We start from the raw sequence: 17,125 nt of genomic DNA, 5'->3' as shown, positions 1-17,125 counted from the left end.
GAGCAAAATGTGAGCATCCAGGAAAATCACCACTTAGAAACCTTGATATAATAAGGTTTCTAAGCCTATATCGTTGAATCTTGGGAGAAGAATGAGCAGTTTTAGAATTGTTCATTTTATATTATATAAAACTACAAAAGTGTCACAAGTGCCTGTCATACAAGCATTTGCGACACTTTTTATTAACTACACTAATGCTTATTACTAAAAATTCAACTTTAAAATATAAATAAAAAAAGAAAAGGACGATTTCTATCGCACTTTTCAAATCACATCCTATAAAGGCACTCTATTAGGATCTTCTCTTTCTAGGACCTACAATTAATTTAATTGCTGTTCTTTCTTGATTATTGATAGAAATCTCTTGAAATGCTGGAACAAAAGCCAAATCAACACCACTTGGAGCAACAAATCCTCTTGCAATCGCAATTGCTTTAATTGCTTGATTTAAAGAACCTGCCCCAATTACTTGGATTTCCACATTGCCATTTGCTCTTAGTACACCTGCTATTGCACCTGCAACTGAATTTGGACTTGATTTTGAAGATACCTTTAATATATTTTCCATGTAAGTTGCTCCCTCTATTATTTAATAGCTCTTTCGTTACAGTTTTAAATATTTCAACGTATCTTTAACTATTATTCACACCAAAAGCAAACAATGCTTCCTATGTAAATGAATTCGATACCTTTCGTCTTCTTCCTGCCCAACTGCACAAATAAAAAGTAACGAATAAAGACTCTAATATACAAACGTTTAAATAGGAGCAATTCGTTAAACGACAACATTATCGCACCAAAAAATAACAATGCTACTTTTTCAGGTGCAATTCGTATAATAAGCGTTTCATCAATAATTCAATTTATTTAGAACTTCAGTTCATTTTTCTACCAAATTATTAATTTTTTCGTCTTCAAAAATCGTTATACATATTATTCTAATAAACTATATTTCACCATTTGAGTGCTTTATATTCCAAATCTACCACCTTATACAGGATAGGCATACATGCCAATAGTAGTTCATTTACATATACTACTATGTATCTTACATTTATTAATCATCAGGAGGTAATATATTGGGTTCATACTATCGTTCTTCAAACTCGTATAAAAGATGTTCCTGCCACGATTCACATAAACCATCAAAGCCAGCTTACGGTACTTTCTGGAAAACTGAGTTTATAACTGTTCCTTTTGGTGGTTCTTTCCCATTATAGAACGTAAACCCCTATTTCATTGTTCTGTTAACCTAATAAACATAAAAAATTGCCGTCCCCTTCTAACACAAGGTTTCGGCAATTTTCATATCAAAATCTATTCACTCTTACTTCTCCACATAAACCGACTTAACAATCGTACGATTATAAGGTTTTCCTTCTTTATTTATCCCTTTTATATCCATCGTAACGTTATATACCCCTGGTTGCTTTATGTCCTTCAAAGCACCTGTAAATGTATTTGTATTAACATTTTGTAATTCATTAAATTCAGAGACTAGCTTCCCTTCTTTATTAACAACTCTTACTGTTATGGAAAGATTTCCTTTCATTTCAGGTGCCGCAGGTGATTTTTTCAGTTTATACTCTGATTTGTTAATTTTGACTTTTGTTGGCATTTGAAGAACGAATGGCGCGCCACTTTTGTGATCGCTTACAATTAAGTATGCATCTTTCGACTGCTTCGCCATCATTTTAACTCTCCATTCTCCTACGTCCATTTTGTCAAATTTAAATGTACTAATTGTTGCCCCATTAAAGAAAGATTCACCTTCACCAGTAGTTATCGTACTATCTTTATTTGTATACACTTTTCCTTTTGGAGATATTAGTTGTATTTCTACATCAGAAGCAGCTGTTAATACAGAAACCATTCCTTCTGCCTTTTTATCAACCGCCACAGCTTGCTCTATCCACTGACTTTGTGGCAATTCTCCCCCTAAAATATTTTGATTAGAAGTTGTATTTAATTGCTCTATATTTTCTTCTGAACTATTACTTGGTGCTACTAAAGGTGGCACGCCTACATTTGCAGTACGTAAATATGGTTCAATTCGTGCGAAAACAGCTGATCCTTTTCGTATATTGTCATGATCAAATTTGGAATCTGTAAATAAATGTGTGCCATATGGTAGCTTAGCACTCCATTCATTTACTAATCCATCATTCGAGCCGTACGATGACAAATATAATCCGCCCATAGATAACGCAGAAAATACTGGTCCCCAGCTAGTCCCAGTAGCCGTATAGTAACGGTTTAATTTAACTGCTGGATTATTATCTATCGTTGAACGAAATTTTGCCATTTCCCCTATCTGTAACGCGTACGTACCATCATCTTTTTGACCTAATATAGAAGCAAGCCAACCTGCCCACCAACTATATGATAAATCCGCTAAATTTGAGCCGTGATGTGGTGTCGCAAGTGTAATAACATTCCCAACAAATCGATTCGCACCATATCCAACTAATGCCGCTTGTGTATCTATACCACCTTTACTATGCGCTACAATAGTAACCTTTTTACCGAAATGATTATATATTTCTTCCAGTTTTTGTGCTAACAATTTTCCGTTGTCCCACTGACTAGCCGATCCTTTCCCTGCCGCATCATATAATTGAATAAATACCGTTTGATATCCCGCTTTCAAAGCATAGTCATACATATCATTTATATCGTGATATACAGTCTTTCCATACCAACTATCCGCATTACCATTTCTGCCTTGTACAAAGAGAATTGGAGGCTTATTCTCATCATAATTAGTTGGTTTTTGTCCTAAAAACCAATCGCCAGGTGTAAATACTTCTGTATCAGGAAACCCCTTTCCAAGCTCTTTTACAACTTCTGCCCTTACATTTGTGCTAATCGATGGAGCCATGATAAAAAATATAATTAGTAAGGCAACACATCTTCTCATTAATCGCATGTTACTCCCCCCACTTTTTTTGAAAGAAGGTGCTCTTTGTAATAATTTATATTTTCTCCCTTAATAATAGCTAATCTTTTTATTTGAAAAAGATGTTAGCCCTATATTCAGGTGATTACTCGTACACCCTCTTCCTTAACTCACGTTATTCTCTTCGTTTCCATCTCTTCCTTTTGAGTAAACACGACAAAAAAATTTCTCAATAATTGTTAACTTCACTACATCAAGATGTTTTTCAAATCATGATTGTTTATATAAAGCATACAAATCTTGAAAAAAATTTTAGTAAAAAAACATTTTATTACTAATTAGTTATTTAAAAACATAATGAAGATATGTATTTTCTTTTCATTACATACAAACGAATTTAAAAGGAGCTTGTATTGTAAGACTTTCCTATGACTAAATATTTAACTGAAATTTCAAAATATAAAATCATATTTCCAGAAACATATATTATGATAATTTTCGCAGACTTGAATTAAGTTTTTAGAAGTACTAACCTATCGGTAAGCAGAAGAAAATTCTGTAAAAAGAAAGGAGAATGCTTTATGATGACCAATTTACAAAAGGAGTTTTTTAAACGATTAAAAATTCCCGCAAAAGAACTAACATTTGATGATTTAGATGAAGTCCTCTTAAAAATGGGAATGATTTTCCCCTATGAAAATCTTGATATTATGGCTGGTACTATTAAAAACATTTCAAAAAATAACTTAGTAGAAAAGTTACTTATTCAAAAAAGAGGCGGTCTTTGTTATGAATTAAATTCCTTATTGTATTACTTTTTAATTGATTGTGGGTTTCAAGTATACAAAGTAGCTGGTACTGTATACGATCTTTACGATAATAAATGGAAACCTGATGATGGTCATGTCATTATCATTTTAAGTCATGATCATACAGATTATATTGTGGATGCAGGTTTTGCATCTCATCTCCCTTTACAACCAGTCCCTTTTAATGGCGAAATCATATCTTCTCAAACGGGAGAATATCGAATTTACAAACGAAATACCCGAAAAGGTACACATATTTTAGAAATGCGAAAAGGCGCAAACGGCGAATCTACAAGTTTCTTACAATCTGAACCTTCAAACGAATGGAAAATAGGCTATGCTTTCACTATAGATCCAATAGATGAGAAAAAAGTGAATAACATTCAAAAAGTAATTGTAGAGCATAACGAATCGCCTTTTAATAAAGGGGCTATCACTTGTAAATTAACTGATTATGGTCACATATCATTAACGAAAAAAAATTATACAGAAACCTTTAAAGGCACAAAAAATAAACGACCAATAGGTTCTAAAGAATATGCTCGCATTCTTCGTGAATCTTTTGGAATCACTCAAGAGAAATATGTAGGAAAAATATTAGAAAGAGGCTAGTTGATTAAAAATATTTCATAATAAAGCAGATTCTATATATAGAATCTGCTTTATTTTATAATTTTTTATAGCGTAATTCCTTATCAGTGTTACTCTTTTAAAAGACTAGTATTATTAAGCATTTCTTTTTGTGCCATGTATTACTTACATTTCAATTATATACTCATCATCATATTTATCGTATTGTAGCCCTGCTCCTATTTTTGATTCCGTAACTTGATCCCTTAAAAACGGTGCGACTTCCATTTTGCTAGTTGCAATTTCAATTCCATATTTTTTCGTTAAATGAGCTAACTCTATTAAAAACCACTCTCTTCGCAATGAAACTGGAATATCTAATGTTCTTCTTTTCATATATAATAGCACCTCTTTTATTTTCATAACTTAAAAGAATATCACTTATCAAAACTATCGTTCATCACATACGCCAATGAAACATTATAGTATATGCATGTCCATTTTAAACGTGCTAATATAAAACACCATTATAGTTTACATAAAATAATTATGTAATAGTAGAAAGAGGAGGCTTGTCCTCCTCTTTCTACTATAGAGATTTAAATTAAGAACATCTTGGTACACCAAAAGCTAAAAATAATGCTGCTACTCCTGCTGTAATCGGTACTTTTAACGTAATCACATCGTCTACCTTCGTTACTAAAAAGTACGCATTACCTTCTTGTAATATACAATTCACTAACAATTGAAATTCCATTCAAATCTCCTCCTTTCAATCGATATACTATAATTTATGAAATCTCTTTAAAAAAGTAATAGGAAATACATCTATTTTTCTCTATATTCACATTAATTGTTTATATATATCTATTAAAAATATTAATTTTCGAAATGAATATAAAACGTGTATTATCCAATAAGTTCCTATATAATCAATAGAGAAAATCTTGCAAATGGAAGTATGAAAATGGCTATTTTGAGTAATATTGGTGGCGTATTATTTCTATTTGCTTTTAATCTTTTAATCTTATGTATCCTTTTCATTCTTTAAGAAAAATGGAAAAGCAAAACAATATGGTCGTCCTACCGTTATCTTTTTTATTATTTCTATTGTATTAATAATGACCGGTACAACAAAATCTGAACACCCAGTTATCGAATTTTTTACTTTGGCGTTTTATATCTTCCAACTCATTAAAGATTGGAATAACACTTTCTAATTTCTTTTTATCGATACGTTCATTTACAAAATCCCGTCCTAACATTGAAATGAATGTACCAATTATAACCGCTTGTGCTGGTTTAGTTAATTTGGCTTTATCCATCCTTCATCCCTCCAAAATAAAAAGCACCCGAATGGATGCTTTTTCATTAAGTATTACATTTGCATTTCAATTATGGTAAATGAAGTTTTATTCTTCTTCCAATCACCTAATCTTATTTACATTTATCTGTTTCAGCAATATTAAGTAACTAAAAGAAGAGCAAAACCCCTTCTCCGTTTATACAACGTAAATTGCAATTGAATGTGAAATGAAGAACAACCATTCATCCAGCCTGCAACCATCACCACCAGTTATGAAGATCCATTTTCAGAGGAATTTTATGAGCAATGTTTTCGTCCACTTCTCACAATACAAATATATCACGTTAACTCCAAAACGACCGGCACATTTACTGCAAAAAAGCGATCACGAATCTGCCACCTTTCTTTAATTGATTGTAGCTCTTATTCTATTAAGTAATGAATCTTTTAATTCCCTCTCATCTTTCCAAACAATATGGCTATATTGTCTAGTATCAAAATGCAGATTTGCTAAGTCATTTTCCCTGCAAGTCCATATTACAGGTTTACCAAGTCCCATTGCATAGCCGGCTTCAAAATAGACGTCACCTCTATGTTCAGTAAAATCTGCAATTATAAATTTACTTTGTCTTATTTTAACTATAATCTCATCATCAATTTTGTTATTGTGTTCCACTTTATCAATTCGAATAGGCTCATAACCTGCTTCTTTTACAGCCGTTGCAATTGCATTCTGATATAGACTATCCATTTTTGGACTAAATGACATAGCGACAAACACCTGCTTAGTATCCGCTTCTCTTCCCTTTTCTAATTCTGCAATACGATTCCACCCTTTTGCTGTAACTGTAATATGTGCAGGAAAATCTGCTGCACATAGCTTAGATATCTCAATTAATTCGTCCTGAAATAATTGGTTCGCTATATATTTCATTTCCAACAAATGAACACTCTGTACAAAAAATAGAGATTTATCTGATTCACGAATATATAATGGGTCACCTGGAAATTTTGACAATTTAGCTAAGTTTATTAATGACTCATCCAATCTATCAGAAGCACTATCTGGATATTCACTTAATAGATCCGCTAAAAGATAAATAGGATACGGAAATTCTGAAAGATTTTCATCTGGTCGATTAAGAAAAATCATTATTTTTCCCATCCCTCTAATGTTTCTCTTTCTTAAAATTGCAGAAAGTTTTCTCTTCTGCTCTACATTTAATTCGATTCTCGCTTCTTCAATCATGGAAAATGTGCCACAATTCTCACATTTATATTGCTCTGCACGTCCCCCTCCCACTCCTACTAATTGGGGTTCCTCAATAGAGTTTTGACAAACCGGACATCTTTCCCTCATCACAACCACCACTTTCTTGTTTATAGCATAATATTAACATATAAATAATTGACTTACCCTTATCTTATATTGTGTGTAACTGATCCTATCACTGAATCCCTTGCTATCATTAATTTTATTTAACTTTCTCTTTTGAGTTACACAGTACAAAAATTATGAGTAGCTGTATAGGGAGGGATACCACCAGCATTTTTCAAAATAACCTACGCTATGCGGGAACATAAAATAAAGCTGCCCATATGGACAGCTTATTTACATAATTCTCGAAAGTGGAAGTTAATCAACGAGGGTTTAATCTCAATATTTTCTTGATTTAATGATAATAGAAGATGGTCTCCGTTTTTCATTTATTAATTCTGGCATTTTTTCTAATCCTGTTGGAGTTGACTCTGGCTCAATAATTTTCTCAATTACAAAACCGTTGTCTATAAGAGTATTAATTAATGTTGAAATTGTTCTGTGATATTTAACAACACCATCTATCCACCAATGTTCCTCTCTTTTTCCTTCTTCTTGATAATTATCTAATGCCCAATGCAATCTGTTTCCATTATTATCCTTAAACCAATTATTCATTTCCTTTCGAGCTGTTACTATTGGATGTTCTGTTGAAAAGATAAATTCACCATCATTTTTTAACAGATCTCTTATTTTCTTAATTAGATGTGAGTAATCTTCTATGTAATGTATAACTAAAGAACTTGTTATTAAGTCGAATTTTTGATTTGGCAAATTAAGTTCTTCTATTGGTACACACATATAATCTATTTTTTCGTTTTTGTTATACATTTCAGCTTGTTCAATCATATTTCTTGAGATGTCCACTCCTATAACTTTCGAGGCACCATTTTCTACACAGTACATAGAAAAATGACCAGTTCCACATCCCAAATCTAATACAGACTTATCTGTAAGATTAGCAATTATAGATTTAATTGCTGGCTGTTCAACAAAATCATTAAAGGTAAATCCATTTTCACGTAATGACTTATAATTTTTAAAGAAAAACGGATTATCATAAATGTTTTGTTTCATTATATACCTCCTATAATACAATCTATATTTTTTATATTCTAGGGGGCATCCAAAAATTCCTATATTAACCAAAATACACTTCAACTAACCTGCCATTTAGTTGAATAAGGAACAGTGTATATCCTATACATGTTAGGTTGACATAACGTCTCATTATCGGAAGTGAAATGTGCTTATACATCCAGGCTGTTGATGATAGCTAATATTTGATGATCTGTCCATTTGCCATTAATCTTTACATTTTCTTTAGCTATACCTTCTTTTTTAAATCCTACTTTTTCTAATACACGAATAGATGCTATATTGCTAGGCATAGCTCCTGCTTCAATTCTATGTAGTTTTAATTCTCTAAATGCAAAGTCTACAACAAGTCGAAGAGCCTCTGTTGTATAGCCCCTTGAATTATGCTCCCTATCTAAGGTAAATCCCGTATAACAGCTTTGGGCGGGATCCCTAGCAATTTGAGTTAATGAAATGTCTCCGATAAGTTTATCAGTTGCTTTTAAAAAGATTCCAAAAGCGTAAACTTGATCTTCAGCTTTCTTTTTTAATGCTCGTTCAATGCGCATTTTTTGATGTTCTTCTGTATAAAAGACTTCTGGGAGTAATGGACAAACTCGTTGAAAAAATTCGCGATTTCTAGTGTGTAAGTTAGCTAACTCGCTCGCGTCAGAAATTTTGTAAAGTCGAAGATATATTTGCTGTCCTACGATTTTCATAAAAAACCTCCGATATCCTTTTAATACAATTTTATTCTCGTCAAATCTTATAAATTCCTTTTTTATATTATATTCATGTTAAGCTAACATGACGTCTCATTATCGATAACAAGGAAAGGTGGGCCCATCCTCTGACAAAGGAATTTCCTTTTTTTGTTCTACAGATTTATGCATTATTTTATACATTCCTATCCTGACGCAGGTTTTCGGGTTCTCTTTTGTTACTGAATTATCCAAAAACTGTATAAATTTTTGTATGCTCTTAGCATGGGGGTTTTCAAAAACGGTGACGGTACCCCTAGATTTAAAAAGAAAAAAGCAATGATTCGATTTCAAACCTAGTCATTGCTTTATCTATTGCATCTTGATTTACACCTATATAACGTAACATGACCTTCTCTGAAGAGTGACTGAATATCTCCATGATTAATGTGCTATGTTTTTCGTTTGCATGTACATATGGTACCCGTACGTCTTTCTTAGCGTACGCGTTCTATTTCATCTAAACTAAACTCTGCTGCGGCTATACTTAATATCTTATATTCCATACTACGACCGATAGGACGATTCTTTCATTGTCTACTTTGTAATAGGTATTCATGATCTTCTCTTTCTTCTATAAACCATTTCAGTTCTCTTTTTAATGCTGCAGTATTTTGAATACGTTTTTGTTTTCCTGTTTTCTTTTCCCTCATAGAGATATGACTCGTTTTTACATCTTCTACCTTCAATTTTAAAATGTCAGAGATTCTCAAGCCTGTATTGATTCCCATAATGAATAAAATTTAATTTCGTGCACACTTCTCCTTAAAATACTCTTTTAGCTGCTGTATTTCTTCTGGATCACGTATCTGCTGAACAAAATTCATTATTCATTACCTCCAGTTTCTTCAGTCTCATATACTTCTAATCTAAGAGCAAAAGCTAATTTATAAAAAGCACTAGATCTATTTCGTCTATACGTACGCTCACTCATACCAACATTTGCTAAAGCAATATCTTCTGCTGGCTTCCCTACCATATTTGTTGGACCATGATATCTTACCTCGCTAGATGCTGTAACCTTCATCTCATTTCTAATCATCCCAAATTGTCTATAAATACGAACATTTTCAAGAATCTCTTCTAAACGAGCCTGCGTTGCTTTGCGATCAATTTTAGGTGAAAAAGTTAATTGCGCCATATATAAAAACAACCCTTATATATTTTGTTAATAAAAACAAAAAAGCGGACACCGAACTACAGAGCAATATTACTAATGCTCTTATAGTTCGATGTCCGCTGATTCTGCCAGTAGGACTATATTTATAGATATTGTTATATCATTTTCTCATATTTTAGTGATTTTCTTATTAGAAAAAGATTATTTTGTAACAAATTTATAAAATCCATCTTCATTGAGCACTTTATATCTAAAAGGAGTAATTATGAAAATTTTGGAATACATATTACTTAGATTGGTTGGATTGCATTATTCAGAACATGGTGGGCTATATTCTTTCATTGAGTGTTTTTAAATCTCAACATCCATTATAATTTTTAAAGAAAACTTTTTAGATCAAGTAGCATATTATACTAGATAAGGATATATTCCACAAAATTTTGAAAGGAGGACTCTTTATGAATACAACTTTAATTTCCCATTTCTACAATGAAGAGTATCTACTCCCATGGTGGTTAATGCACCACACAAAATTATTTGATCATGGTATTCTTATTAATCGTGGGTCTACTGATCGCTCGGTTGAAATATGTAAATTATTTGCACCTCATTGGGAAATCCGTGATTCAAAAGTATTAGAGTTTGATGCCGTATTAGTTGATCAAGAAGTAATGAACATAGAAAAAGAAATTACGGGCTGGAAAATGGTGTTGAATACCACTGAATTTCTTTGCTGTTCTAATAAAGAAGAGTTTTTTTCATCACTTACTAAATTAAAAAGAAAGATGTATTCCATTAGAACTATTTTAATGGTAGATGACCCTATGCATGCCTACACTAAACCGAGATATGGAATTCCACTTGTCAAACAACGTTTTCATGGAATAGTAATTCAGCCTAGTCCTCTTACCATTTATAACGGCGGTAGATTAATTCATAATTATTCGCATGGTAACTATTCAGTAGGAAGACATAACTCGTTCTATTCGTTTACTATTTACAAGTATCCTGCTTTCATTTTAAAGTTCTTTTACAGTCCATGGAACAACGCTATGAAGGACCGGAAACTACAGATTGGTCCTACTCTTTCTAAACATAGCGCTCAGAATGGTTTGGGTACTCATCATCTTGTAACACTAGCTAAATTAGAAGAAAATTATCTACACTATGCAAACTTAACTAGCGATCTTCGATTAATGCCAGAATATCAATTGTTATTTCCAGATTTATGTTTTCCAAATTAATTATTGTATCTATAAATCAACACAATCCATAATTATTCAAATAACGCTTTTATGAAAAGTTATTTCTCTTAAATTATTCAGACATTTTCATGGCTTATTTTCATATATTCAGTATTCCCTCCATACACTAAGAAAAGTATACAAAGTGAATGGAGGTTAAATATGCTTATCACAAATATTTATGATTTTATAGCCAAGTATGGGCGTCCCCCTCACTTTCACAAAGATTTCCCTTTAATCTTATTTTGGAGCCAAAAAAGCGGCTGCACTTCACTCGCATATTGGTTCTTTTATCACATTAATTTGTTTAAAGAAGTTGTAAAATATAGCCCATTTGTTCATAACTATGAATTTGAAATTTATAAAAATTCCATACCATATTTCACTGATTTAGCCAACGCATTACAAGCAAAAGAAAAAGACACGTATAAATTGGTAAGAAACCCTTTCAAAAGAGCTGTAAGTTCCTTTATTTCTCTTATACCAGCGCCATATTACGAATCCACTGAATGGAAGCCAATCCGTCGTTATCTTTATGGTGATGAATCTTGCAATAAAAAGATTTCCTTTAAACTGTATTTATATTATTTAAAAGCGCATGCACCAAATTTTGAAGGTGTAAACCCACACTTCACACCTCAATATATACAAGGAGAAGAAGAGTTCGTTACAAATTACATTTACCTTGAAAAATTCTCTACCCATCTGTCTATCTTAGAAGACAAACATTGTTTAAAAAAGTCTCCATTAAACGGATTAATAAACTCGTGGCATCACCAAAGTAATCTAGCAAATTACAAAGGTAACTATGCAGATGGTGATATTACAGATCCCTTATTCCCAAGGCATCCGACCTATGATAGTTTTTATGATGAAGAAACGATTCAATTAGTTGAAGATATCTTCAAAGAAGATTTCACTACTTACAAATATCCCTCAACATTACTTTAAAATATAAACATTTTCCTTATCATAAATTCATAATTATTACAGAGAAACTTAGGCCACCTACTTAAGTTTCCTCATAATACTCCTGCAAATTGAAGTTGGGCACTATTCTAATAGTGCTCTTTTTAATGAATTTCAATTTTCAAAAGATTTCTATTGAGTCCCCCTCCAAAATAACTATTTTGTTCGACTTTCTATTAAGCCCTTTTTTAATAAACCTTACAAATTCGTAATACTATTGTCACCTAAATAGATAGATAGTTAATTGGTTAATTCTGGTTTAATATAACAGACTGTTAGATTGATTAAATAAAACATTATTGGTAGGTGTGACACTTGATGGCAAGAAAATTATTACGCTACGTAATTGTAAGTATGTTTTTTCTAACTATTCCGATTATATTCATACATTTTGTATCGGCTCAAACCATTCCAAAAGAATACAGTGAAGAATGGCCCACAGTAAAAAAAACTGCTGAACTAGTTACAATTGGTTACTTTAAAAAAGAGAAGACTCTTGATATTGTAATAAAAAAAGTTGAGCCTCCGGAAGAATATAGAACACATGAGATTTACCTATTCGGACATGTTGCTGACGATAAAAAACAAAAGATTTCTGCTATTGTAAATTTTAGTGAGAACTATTCAATTAGAGATACATCTGAAGATTTATTTTAAGTCAAAGAGTATTTAACTTATGTTAGATGCTCTTTTAGCTAAAATAACGCTTTTGTTAAGATCCACGCATCCATTTCTTAGGTGAAAAACTTTTATAAAGGCATTTTTTTAGACAAATTTACCAGATGAATTAACAGAAACTTCGTGTTATTCTTAATTTGTTGAATAACCCAATACATTCAACAATGCTCTTGACTGCATACTTAGTATGCAACCACCCATCCAGATACCTTAGCTAATACGTCCCCAAAATCGTTATTATTGCTAAGGTATCTTTTTAGATGCCCTGTGTGCAGGGCTTTTTTATTTCAGTGATAATGCTCTTTTTCCCATATAATTATCGATGCTTGTAGTCCCATTTCTTAACAAATTTCAAATTTGATTATATTAACTTTATTTTTCGCTCTTCCATACGAATTATTTTTCCATTTTGATATACAAATGATTGTTCACCAAATCCACCTTGAGGTGATTCTATTAGTTGGACCTGACCATTTTTAACAACATATATTCCGTTTATTCTCAAAACTGACACATAATAAGTGATTTATATCACCACATTGATTTTAATATATTGCTATTCTTGGTTTAGTTATCACATTAAACTTTATGGAGGCATTCATATGGAACATACATTTACTGAAACTTCTATTGTCGGTGAGATTGTTACACAATTTCCGAAAGCTAGTGATCTTTTTAAATCATATAGAATAGATTTTTGTTGTGGTGGTAATAAACCACTTATTGATGCAATTAATGAAAGAAATTTATCAGCAACAGAAGTACTTACAGAGTTAAATACGCTTTATGATAAAACAAAACTATTAAACGAGTCTGAAATTGATTGGAAAAATGCATCTTATCTCGAATTGATTGATTATGTTATAAATAAGCACCATCGCTATTTAAATGAAGAGTTGCCACAATTAAGTCCGTATGTAACGAAAGTATTACGCGTCCATGGAGCAAGTCAGCCTCATTTAGCTCAAATTCATAAGCTATTTCATGAACTTAAGATGGAATTAGAACAGCATTTAATTAAAGAAGAAACAGAAGATTTCCCATTAATTTTAGAATTCGAACAACATCCAACTGATGAAAACTATGCAAAATTACGTAAAGTAGTGGATGAGTTAGAGAATGAACATAACCACGCTGGCAATATTATTAAAGAACTTCGTAAAGTGACAAATGACTTTACTCCTCCAGAAGGAGCTTGTGGCACTTATCGACTTGTTTACCAACGTCTTGAAGCTCTAGAATCTGATTTATTTGAGCATATACATTTAGAGAATAACATTTTATTTCCACGTGCAATTACGAAAGCATAGATAAAGCACAGGACATGAGTATACATGCTCATGTCCTGCTTTTTCATTGTGTAAGAAATAGTCACACTTCTCCTATCATTTCATTGGGCAGCTTACTATTATTTAATTAGGTGCGGGTCTCTTCACTCCCCCACCTACCCATATAAAAAATTCCCTTTCACTTATCTCTCCACATAAATCCGAATTTTAACAATTTGTGAATCATTATTAAGATGTGATAAATATCACATCTCCCTCTTTTTTTATTTTCTATAATAGAAACATAATATACTTTGTTCAACATTTCACATAAAAAGGGGAAATGAATATGAAAAAACGTTTAGTTATGATCGGAAATGGTATGGCTGGCATACGCTGTATGGAAGAAATATTAAAACATGATAGTGATTCATATGAGATTACTATTTTTGGAGATGAACCACATCCAAACTATAATCGCATTATGCTCTCTCATGTTTTACAAGGCAAAACAAATATGCAAGATATCATTATGAATGACTACAGTTGGTACGAAGAAAATGAAATAACCTTGTATACAAACGAAAGAGTTCAAAGTATTAACCGAGAAGAAAAAATCATTATCACAGAAAAGAATCGTACTCTTACATATGACAAACTCATTATCGCAACAGGTTCTAGTGCTTTTATTTTACCTGTTGAAGGTTCTACCCTTCCTGGTGTGACAGGATTTCGAACAATTGAAGATACACAATTTATGATTGATACTGCTAAAGATAAGAAAAAAGCCGTTGTCATCGGCGGTGGGTTACTTGGCTTAGAAGCCGCAAGAGGTCTTATTGATTTAGGAATGAACGTACATGTTGTTCATTTAATGCCGAGCTTAATGGAGCAACAACTAGATACAAAAGCAGCTTCTCTCCTTCGTGAAGATTTAGAAGCACAAGGCATGAAATTTCTCATGGAAAAGAAAACGGTAAAAATTCTTGGTACAGACCATGTTGAGGGCATTCAATTTGAAGATGGTGAAGTTGTAGATTGTGATTTAATTGTAATGGCAGTCGGGATACGCCCGAATACGCAAATAGCAAAAGATGCTAGTTTAATTGTAAATCGCGGTATTGTAGTCAACGACTATATGCTAACAAATGATGAATCCATTTATGCCGTTGGCGAATGTGCAGAGCATGACGGTATCGCCTATGGCCTTGTTGCTCCTCTTTATGAACAAGGTGCAATATTAGCAAAACATATAACGAATTTACAAACTGATGGATATACGGGCAGTATCGTCGGTACGCAATTAAAAGTTGCAGGTTGTGATTTATTCTCTGCTGGCCAAATCTATGAAGATGATCAAACGAAAGCAATATCCATCTTTGATGAATGTAAACGTTCCTATAAAAAAGTATTAATTCGCGACAATAAAGTCGTCGGTATCGTTTTATATGGTGACACAGCTGATGGTACACGCCTCTTTAGTATGTTAAGGAAAGAAGAAGATATACAACAATATACACCAGCTTCCCTTCTTCACAAGGCTGGTGTAGAAAGTGAACTTAACGTTGCTACAATGAGTGCGGATGACACGATTTGTGGATGTAATGGTGTTACGAAAGGCACAATCGTACATGCCATTTTAGAACATGAATTAACTACTTTTGAAGAAGTAAAAGGCTGCACGAAAGCCGCAGGATCTTGTGGTAAATGTCGTCCGCTTGTAGAACAAGTTTTATCTCATACACTTGGAGATGCTTTTAATGCCTCAGCGCAATCTGCCGGTATGTGTGGATGTACACCTTTATCACGTGATGAAGTCGTAGAAGCGATTCATGAGAAAGGTTTAAAATCGCCAAAAGAAGTACGAAATGTACTCGGTTTTGCACATGAAGACGGATGTTCGAAATGTCGTCCTGCTTTAAATTACTATTTACGTATGGCGATTCCAGAAGAATATGAAGATGATAAATCATCCCGTTACGTTAATGAAAGAATGAATGGTAACATTCAGCATGATGGTACATTCTCTGTTATTCCACGTATGTACGGAGGCGTTACAACTGCAGATGATTTAATGAAAATTGCTGAAGTTGCGAAAAAGTATGATGTTCCTCTTGTGAAAATTACAGGCGCAAGTCGCATCGGTTTATATGGTGTTAAGAAACAAGATTTACCTAACGTATGGGCTGACTTACATATGACTTCTGGATATGCGTATTCAAAATCACTTCGTAATGTAAAATCGTGTGTTGGTTCTCGTTTCTGTCGTTTCGGTACGAAAGATTCATTAGGACTTGGTATGTTACTTGAGCAATCATTAGAAATGGTAGATACACCTCATAAAATGAAGATGGGTGTAACGGGGTGTCCGCGTAACTGTGCGGAAGTATTAACGAAAGATTTTGGCGTTGTTTGTGTCGAAAATGGATACCAACTTTATATTGGCGGAAATGGTGGTACGGAAGTACGCGAAGCTGATTTTGTAATGATTGTCCCTACTGAAGATGATGTCCTTCGCATCGCTACAGCTTACATGCAATATTATCGTGAAACTGGTATTTACGGAGAACGCACTGCCTACTGGACAGAACGATTAGGCTTCGATCATATAAAAGAAATACTGCAAGATACAAATATGGTCACTAAGTTAAATGAGCGTTTCCAAACAGCTCGTAGCACATATACGGAAGCGTGGGGACAAGCACTAGAAACGAAGTCATTAAAAGCGATGTATGAAGTAGAAACTGTAAAATAAGGAGCGTGCACTATATGTTACAAACGAAAGAAAAAATAAAAGTCATGCGTGCGGAAGACCTTCCTATTCAAATCGGTAAAGAGGTACAAATGAAAGATATGTCTATCGCTCTATTTCGCCTTGCAAGTGGTGATATACGAGCTGTAGAAAATCGTTGTCCCCATAAAAACGGACCGTTAGCAGAAGGAATTGTATCTGGAGAATTCGTCTTTTGTCCACTGCATGATTGGAAAATCTCACTAATAACAGGTGAAGTTCAAAAACCTGATGACGGCTGTATTCAAACGTACGAAGTAGAAGTTATTGATGGTGACATTTATATAAACATGTAATTTTCGAAAGGAAGCCTCC

General features: G+C 33.0%; 17 protein-coding genes and 3 pseudogenes. 9 read left to right on the top strand and 11 right to left on the bottom strand.

Features of this window, described 5'->3' with window-relative positions; translation table 11 throughout:
* Positions 1-292: 292 nt before the first annotated feature.
* Complete coding sequence (locus MHH42_RS10645; protein WP_000427795.1) at positions 293-568, bottom strand: stage V sporulation protein S; 276 nt, start codon at positions 566-568, stop codon at positions 293-295.
* A gap of 511 nt (positions 569-1,079) precedes the next feature.
* On the opposite strand from MHH42_RS10645, the pseudogene MHH42_RS32415 reads away from it, so the two are divergent.
* Positions 1,080-1,214 (top strand): annotated as a pseudogene (locus tag MHH42_RS32415) (preprotein translocase); the annotation flags it as partial.
* A 113-nt stretch (positions 1,215-1,327) separates the two neighbouring features.
* On the opposite strand, the gene MHH42_RS10640 reads toward MHH42_RS32415, so the two are convergent.
* Entirely contained in the window at positions 1,328-2,929 is a 1,602-nt protein-coding gene (locus MHH42_RS10640) for an esterase/lipase family protein (RefSeq protein WP_001238674.1), read from the bottom strand.
* Positions 2,930-3,480: 551 nt separating this feature from the next.
* Here MHH42_RS10640 and MHH42_RS10635 point away from each other — a divergent pair.
* Entirely contained in the window at positions 3,481-4,320 is an 840-nt protein-coding gene (locus MHH42_RS10635) for an arylamine N-acetyltransferase family protein (protein WP_000988917.1), read from the top strand.
* Between the two features lie 144 nt (positions 4,321-4,464).
* Here MHH42_RS10635 and MHH42_RS10630 read toward each other — a convergent pair whose 3' ends face one another.
* The gene (locus MHH42_RS10630; RefSeq protein WP_340893352.1) at positions 4,465-4,674 is read right to left on the bottom strand and encodes a hypothetical protein; all 210 of its coding nucleotides are present in this window, start codon (positions 4,672-4,674) and stop codon (positions 4,465-4,467) included.
* A 208-nt stretch (positions 4,675-4,882) separates the two neighbouring features.
* The gene (gene exsG, locus MHH42_RS10625; protein WP_000395673.1) at positions 4,883-5,035 is read right to left on the bottom strand and encodes an exosporium protein ExsG; all 153 of its coding nucleotides are present in this window, start codon (positions 5,033-5,035) and stop codon (positions 4,883-4,885) included.
* Between the two features lie 210 nt (positions 5,036-5,245).
* Here exsG and MHH42_RS10620 point away from each other — a divergent pair.
* Positions 5,246-5,465 (top strand): annotated as a pseudogene (locus tag MHH42_RS10620) (excalibur calcium-binding domain-containing protein); the annotation flags it as partial.
* On the opposite strand, the gene MHH42_RS10615 reads toward MHH42_RS10620, so the two are convergent.
* The 6 genes and pseudogenes from MHH42_RS10615 to MHH42_RS10590 form a co-directional block, all read right to left on the bottom strand.
* Complete coding sequence (locus tag MHH42_RS10615; RefSeq protein ID WP_340893350.1) at positions 5,394-5,603, bottom strand: hypothetical protein; 210 nt, start codon at positions 5,601-5,603, stop codon at positions 5,394-5,396. The pseudogene MHH42_RS10620 and the gene MHH42_RS10615 overlap by 72 nt on opposite strands.
* Positions 5,604-5,990: 387 nt before the next feature.
* Entirely contained in the window at positions 5,991-6,944 is a 954-nt protein-coding gene (locus MHH42_RS10610; protein WP_216104227.1) for a nucleoside 2-deoxyribosyltransferase, read from the bottom strand.
* Positions 6,945-7,241: 297 nt separating this feature from the next.
* Positions 7,242-7,979 (bottom strand): class I SAM-dependent methyltransferase, encoded by a 738-nt coding sequence (locus tag MHH42_RS10605; protein ID WP_000812398.1) that lies wholly within the window; start codon positions 7,977-7,979, stop codon positions 7,242-7,244.
* 173 nt (positions 7,980-8,152) lie between these two features.
* Positions 8,153-8,698 carry a GNAT family N-acetyltransferase gene (locus MHH42_RS10600; protein WP_000706290.1) on the bottom strand — a complete coding sequence of 182 codons (546 nt, stop codon included), beginning with the start codon at positions 8,696-8,698 and terminating at the stop codon, positions 8,153-8,155.
* Between the two features lie 304 nt (positions 8,699-9,002).
* Positions 9,003-9,567, bottom strand: a pseudogene (locus tag MHH42_RS10595) (tyrosine-type recombinase/integrase).
* A complete protein-coding gene (locus MHH42_RS10590) occupies positions 9,567-9,881 on the bottom strand; it encodes a penicillin-binding protein (protein WP_097956844.1) in 315 nt (104 codons plus the stop codon). Before MHH42_RS10590 ends, MHH42_RS10595 begins: the two are co-directional and overlap by 1 nt.
* A 437-nt stretch (positions 9,882-10,318) precedes the next feature.
* On the opposite strand from MHH42_RS10590, the gene MHH42_RS10585 reads away from it, so the two are divergent.
* The 3 genes from MHH42_RS10585 (at position 10,319) to MHH42_RS10575 (ending at position 12,730) form a co-directional block, all read left to right on the top strand.
* Positions 10,319-11,104: a glycosyltransferase family 2 protein gene (locus MHH42_RS10585; RefSeq protein ID WP_001098389.1), complete on the top strand. Its 786-nt coding sequence runs from the start codon at positions 10,319-10,321 to the stop codon at positions 11,102-11,104.
* Between the two features lie 162 nt (positions 11,105-11,266).
* Positions 11,267-12,055: a sulfotransferase family 2 domain-containing protein gene (locus MHH42_RS10580; RefSeq protein ID WP_000909242.1), complete on the top strand. Its 789-nt coding sequence runs from the start codon at positions 11,267-11,269 to the stop codon at positions 12,053-12,055.
* Positions 12,056-12,391: 336 nt separating this feature from the next.
* Positions 12,392-12,730 (top strand): phosphoglycolate phosphatase, encoded by a 339-nt coding sequence (locus tag MHH42_RS10575; RefSeq protein ID WP_340893347.1) that lies wholly within the window; start codon positions 12,392-12,394, stop codon positions 12,728-12,730.
* Positions 12,731-13,112: 382 nt separating this feature from the next.
* Here MHH42_RS10575 and MHH42_RS10570 read toward each other — a convergent pair whose 3' ends face one another.
* The gene (locus MHH42_RS10570; RefSeq protein ID WP_103592026.1) at positions 13,113-13,277 is read right to left on the bottom strand and encodes a DUF3954 domain-containing protein; all 165 of its coding nucleotides are present in this window, start codon (positions 13,275-13,277) and stop codon (positions 13,113-13,115) included.
* A 76-nt stretch (positions 13,278-13,353) separates the two neighbouring features.
* Between MHH42_RS10570 and ric the strand changes: the two genes are divergently transcribed.
* From ric to nirD, 3 genes are all read left to right on the top strand, one after another.
* Positions 13,354-14,061 (top strand): iron-sulfur cluster repair di-iron protein, encoded by a 708-nt coding sequence (gene ric, locus MHH42_RS10565; RefSeq protein WP_340893346.1) that lies wholly within the window; start codon positions 13,354-13,356, stop codon positions 14,059-14,061.
* Between the two features lie 307 nt (positions 14,062-14,368).
* Positions 14,369-16,774: an NADPH-nitrite reductase large subunit gene (gene nirB, locus MHH42_RS10560; RefSeq protein WP_340893345.1), complete on the top strand. Its 2,406-nt coding sequence runs from the start codon at positions 14,369-14,371 to the stop codon at positions 16,772-16,774.
* Positions 16,775-16,788: 14 nt separating this feature from the next.
* Positions 16,789-17,106, top strand: coding sequence for a nitrite reductase small subunit NirD (nirD, locus tag MHH42_RS10555; RefSeq protein ID WP_340893344.1), 318 nt, complete (start codon positions 16,789-16,791; stop codon positions 17,104-17,106).
* Positions 17,107-17,125 lie beyond the last annotated feature (19 nt).

Origin of the sequence: Bacillus sp. FSL L8-0099 (genome assembly GCF_038006385.1) — a bacterium.
GTDB classification, from domain to species: domain Bacteria; phylum Bacillota; class Bacilli; order Bacillales; family Bacillaceae_G; genus Bacillus_A; species Bacillus_A toyonensis.
This window is presented reverse-complemented; position numbering and strand designations above follow the sequence as displayed.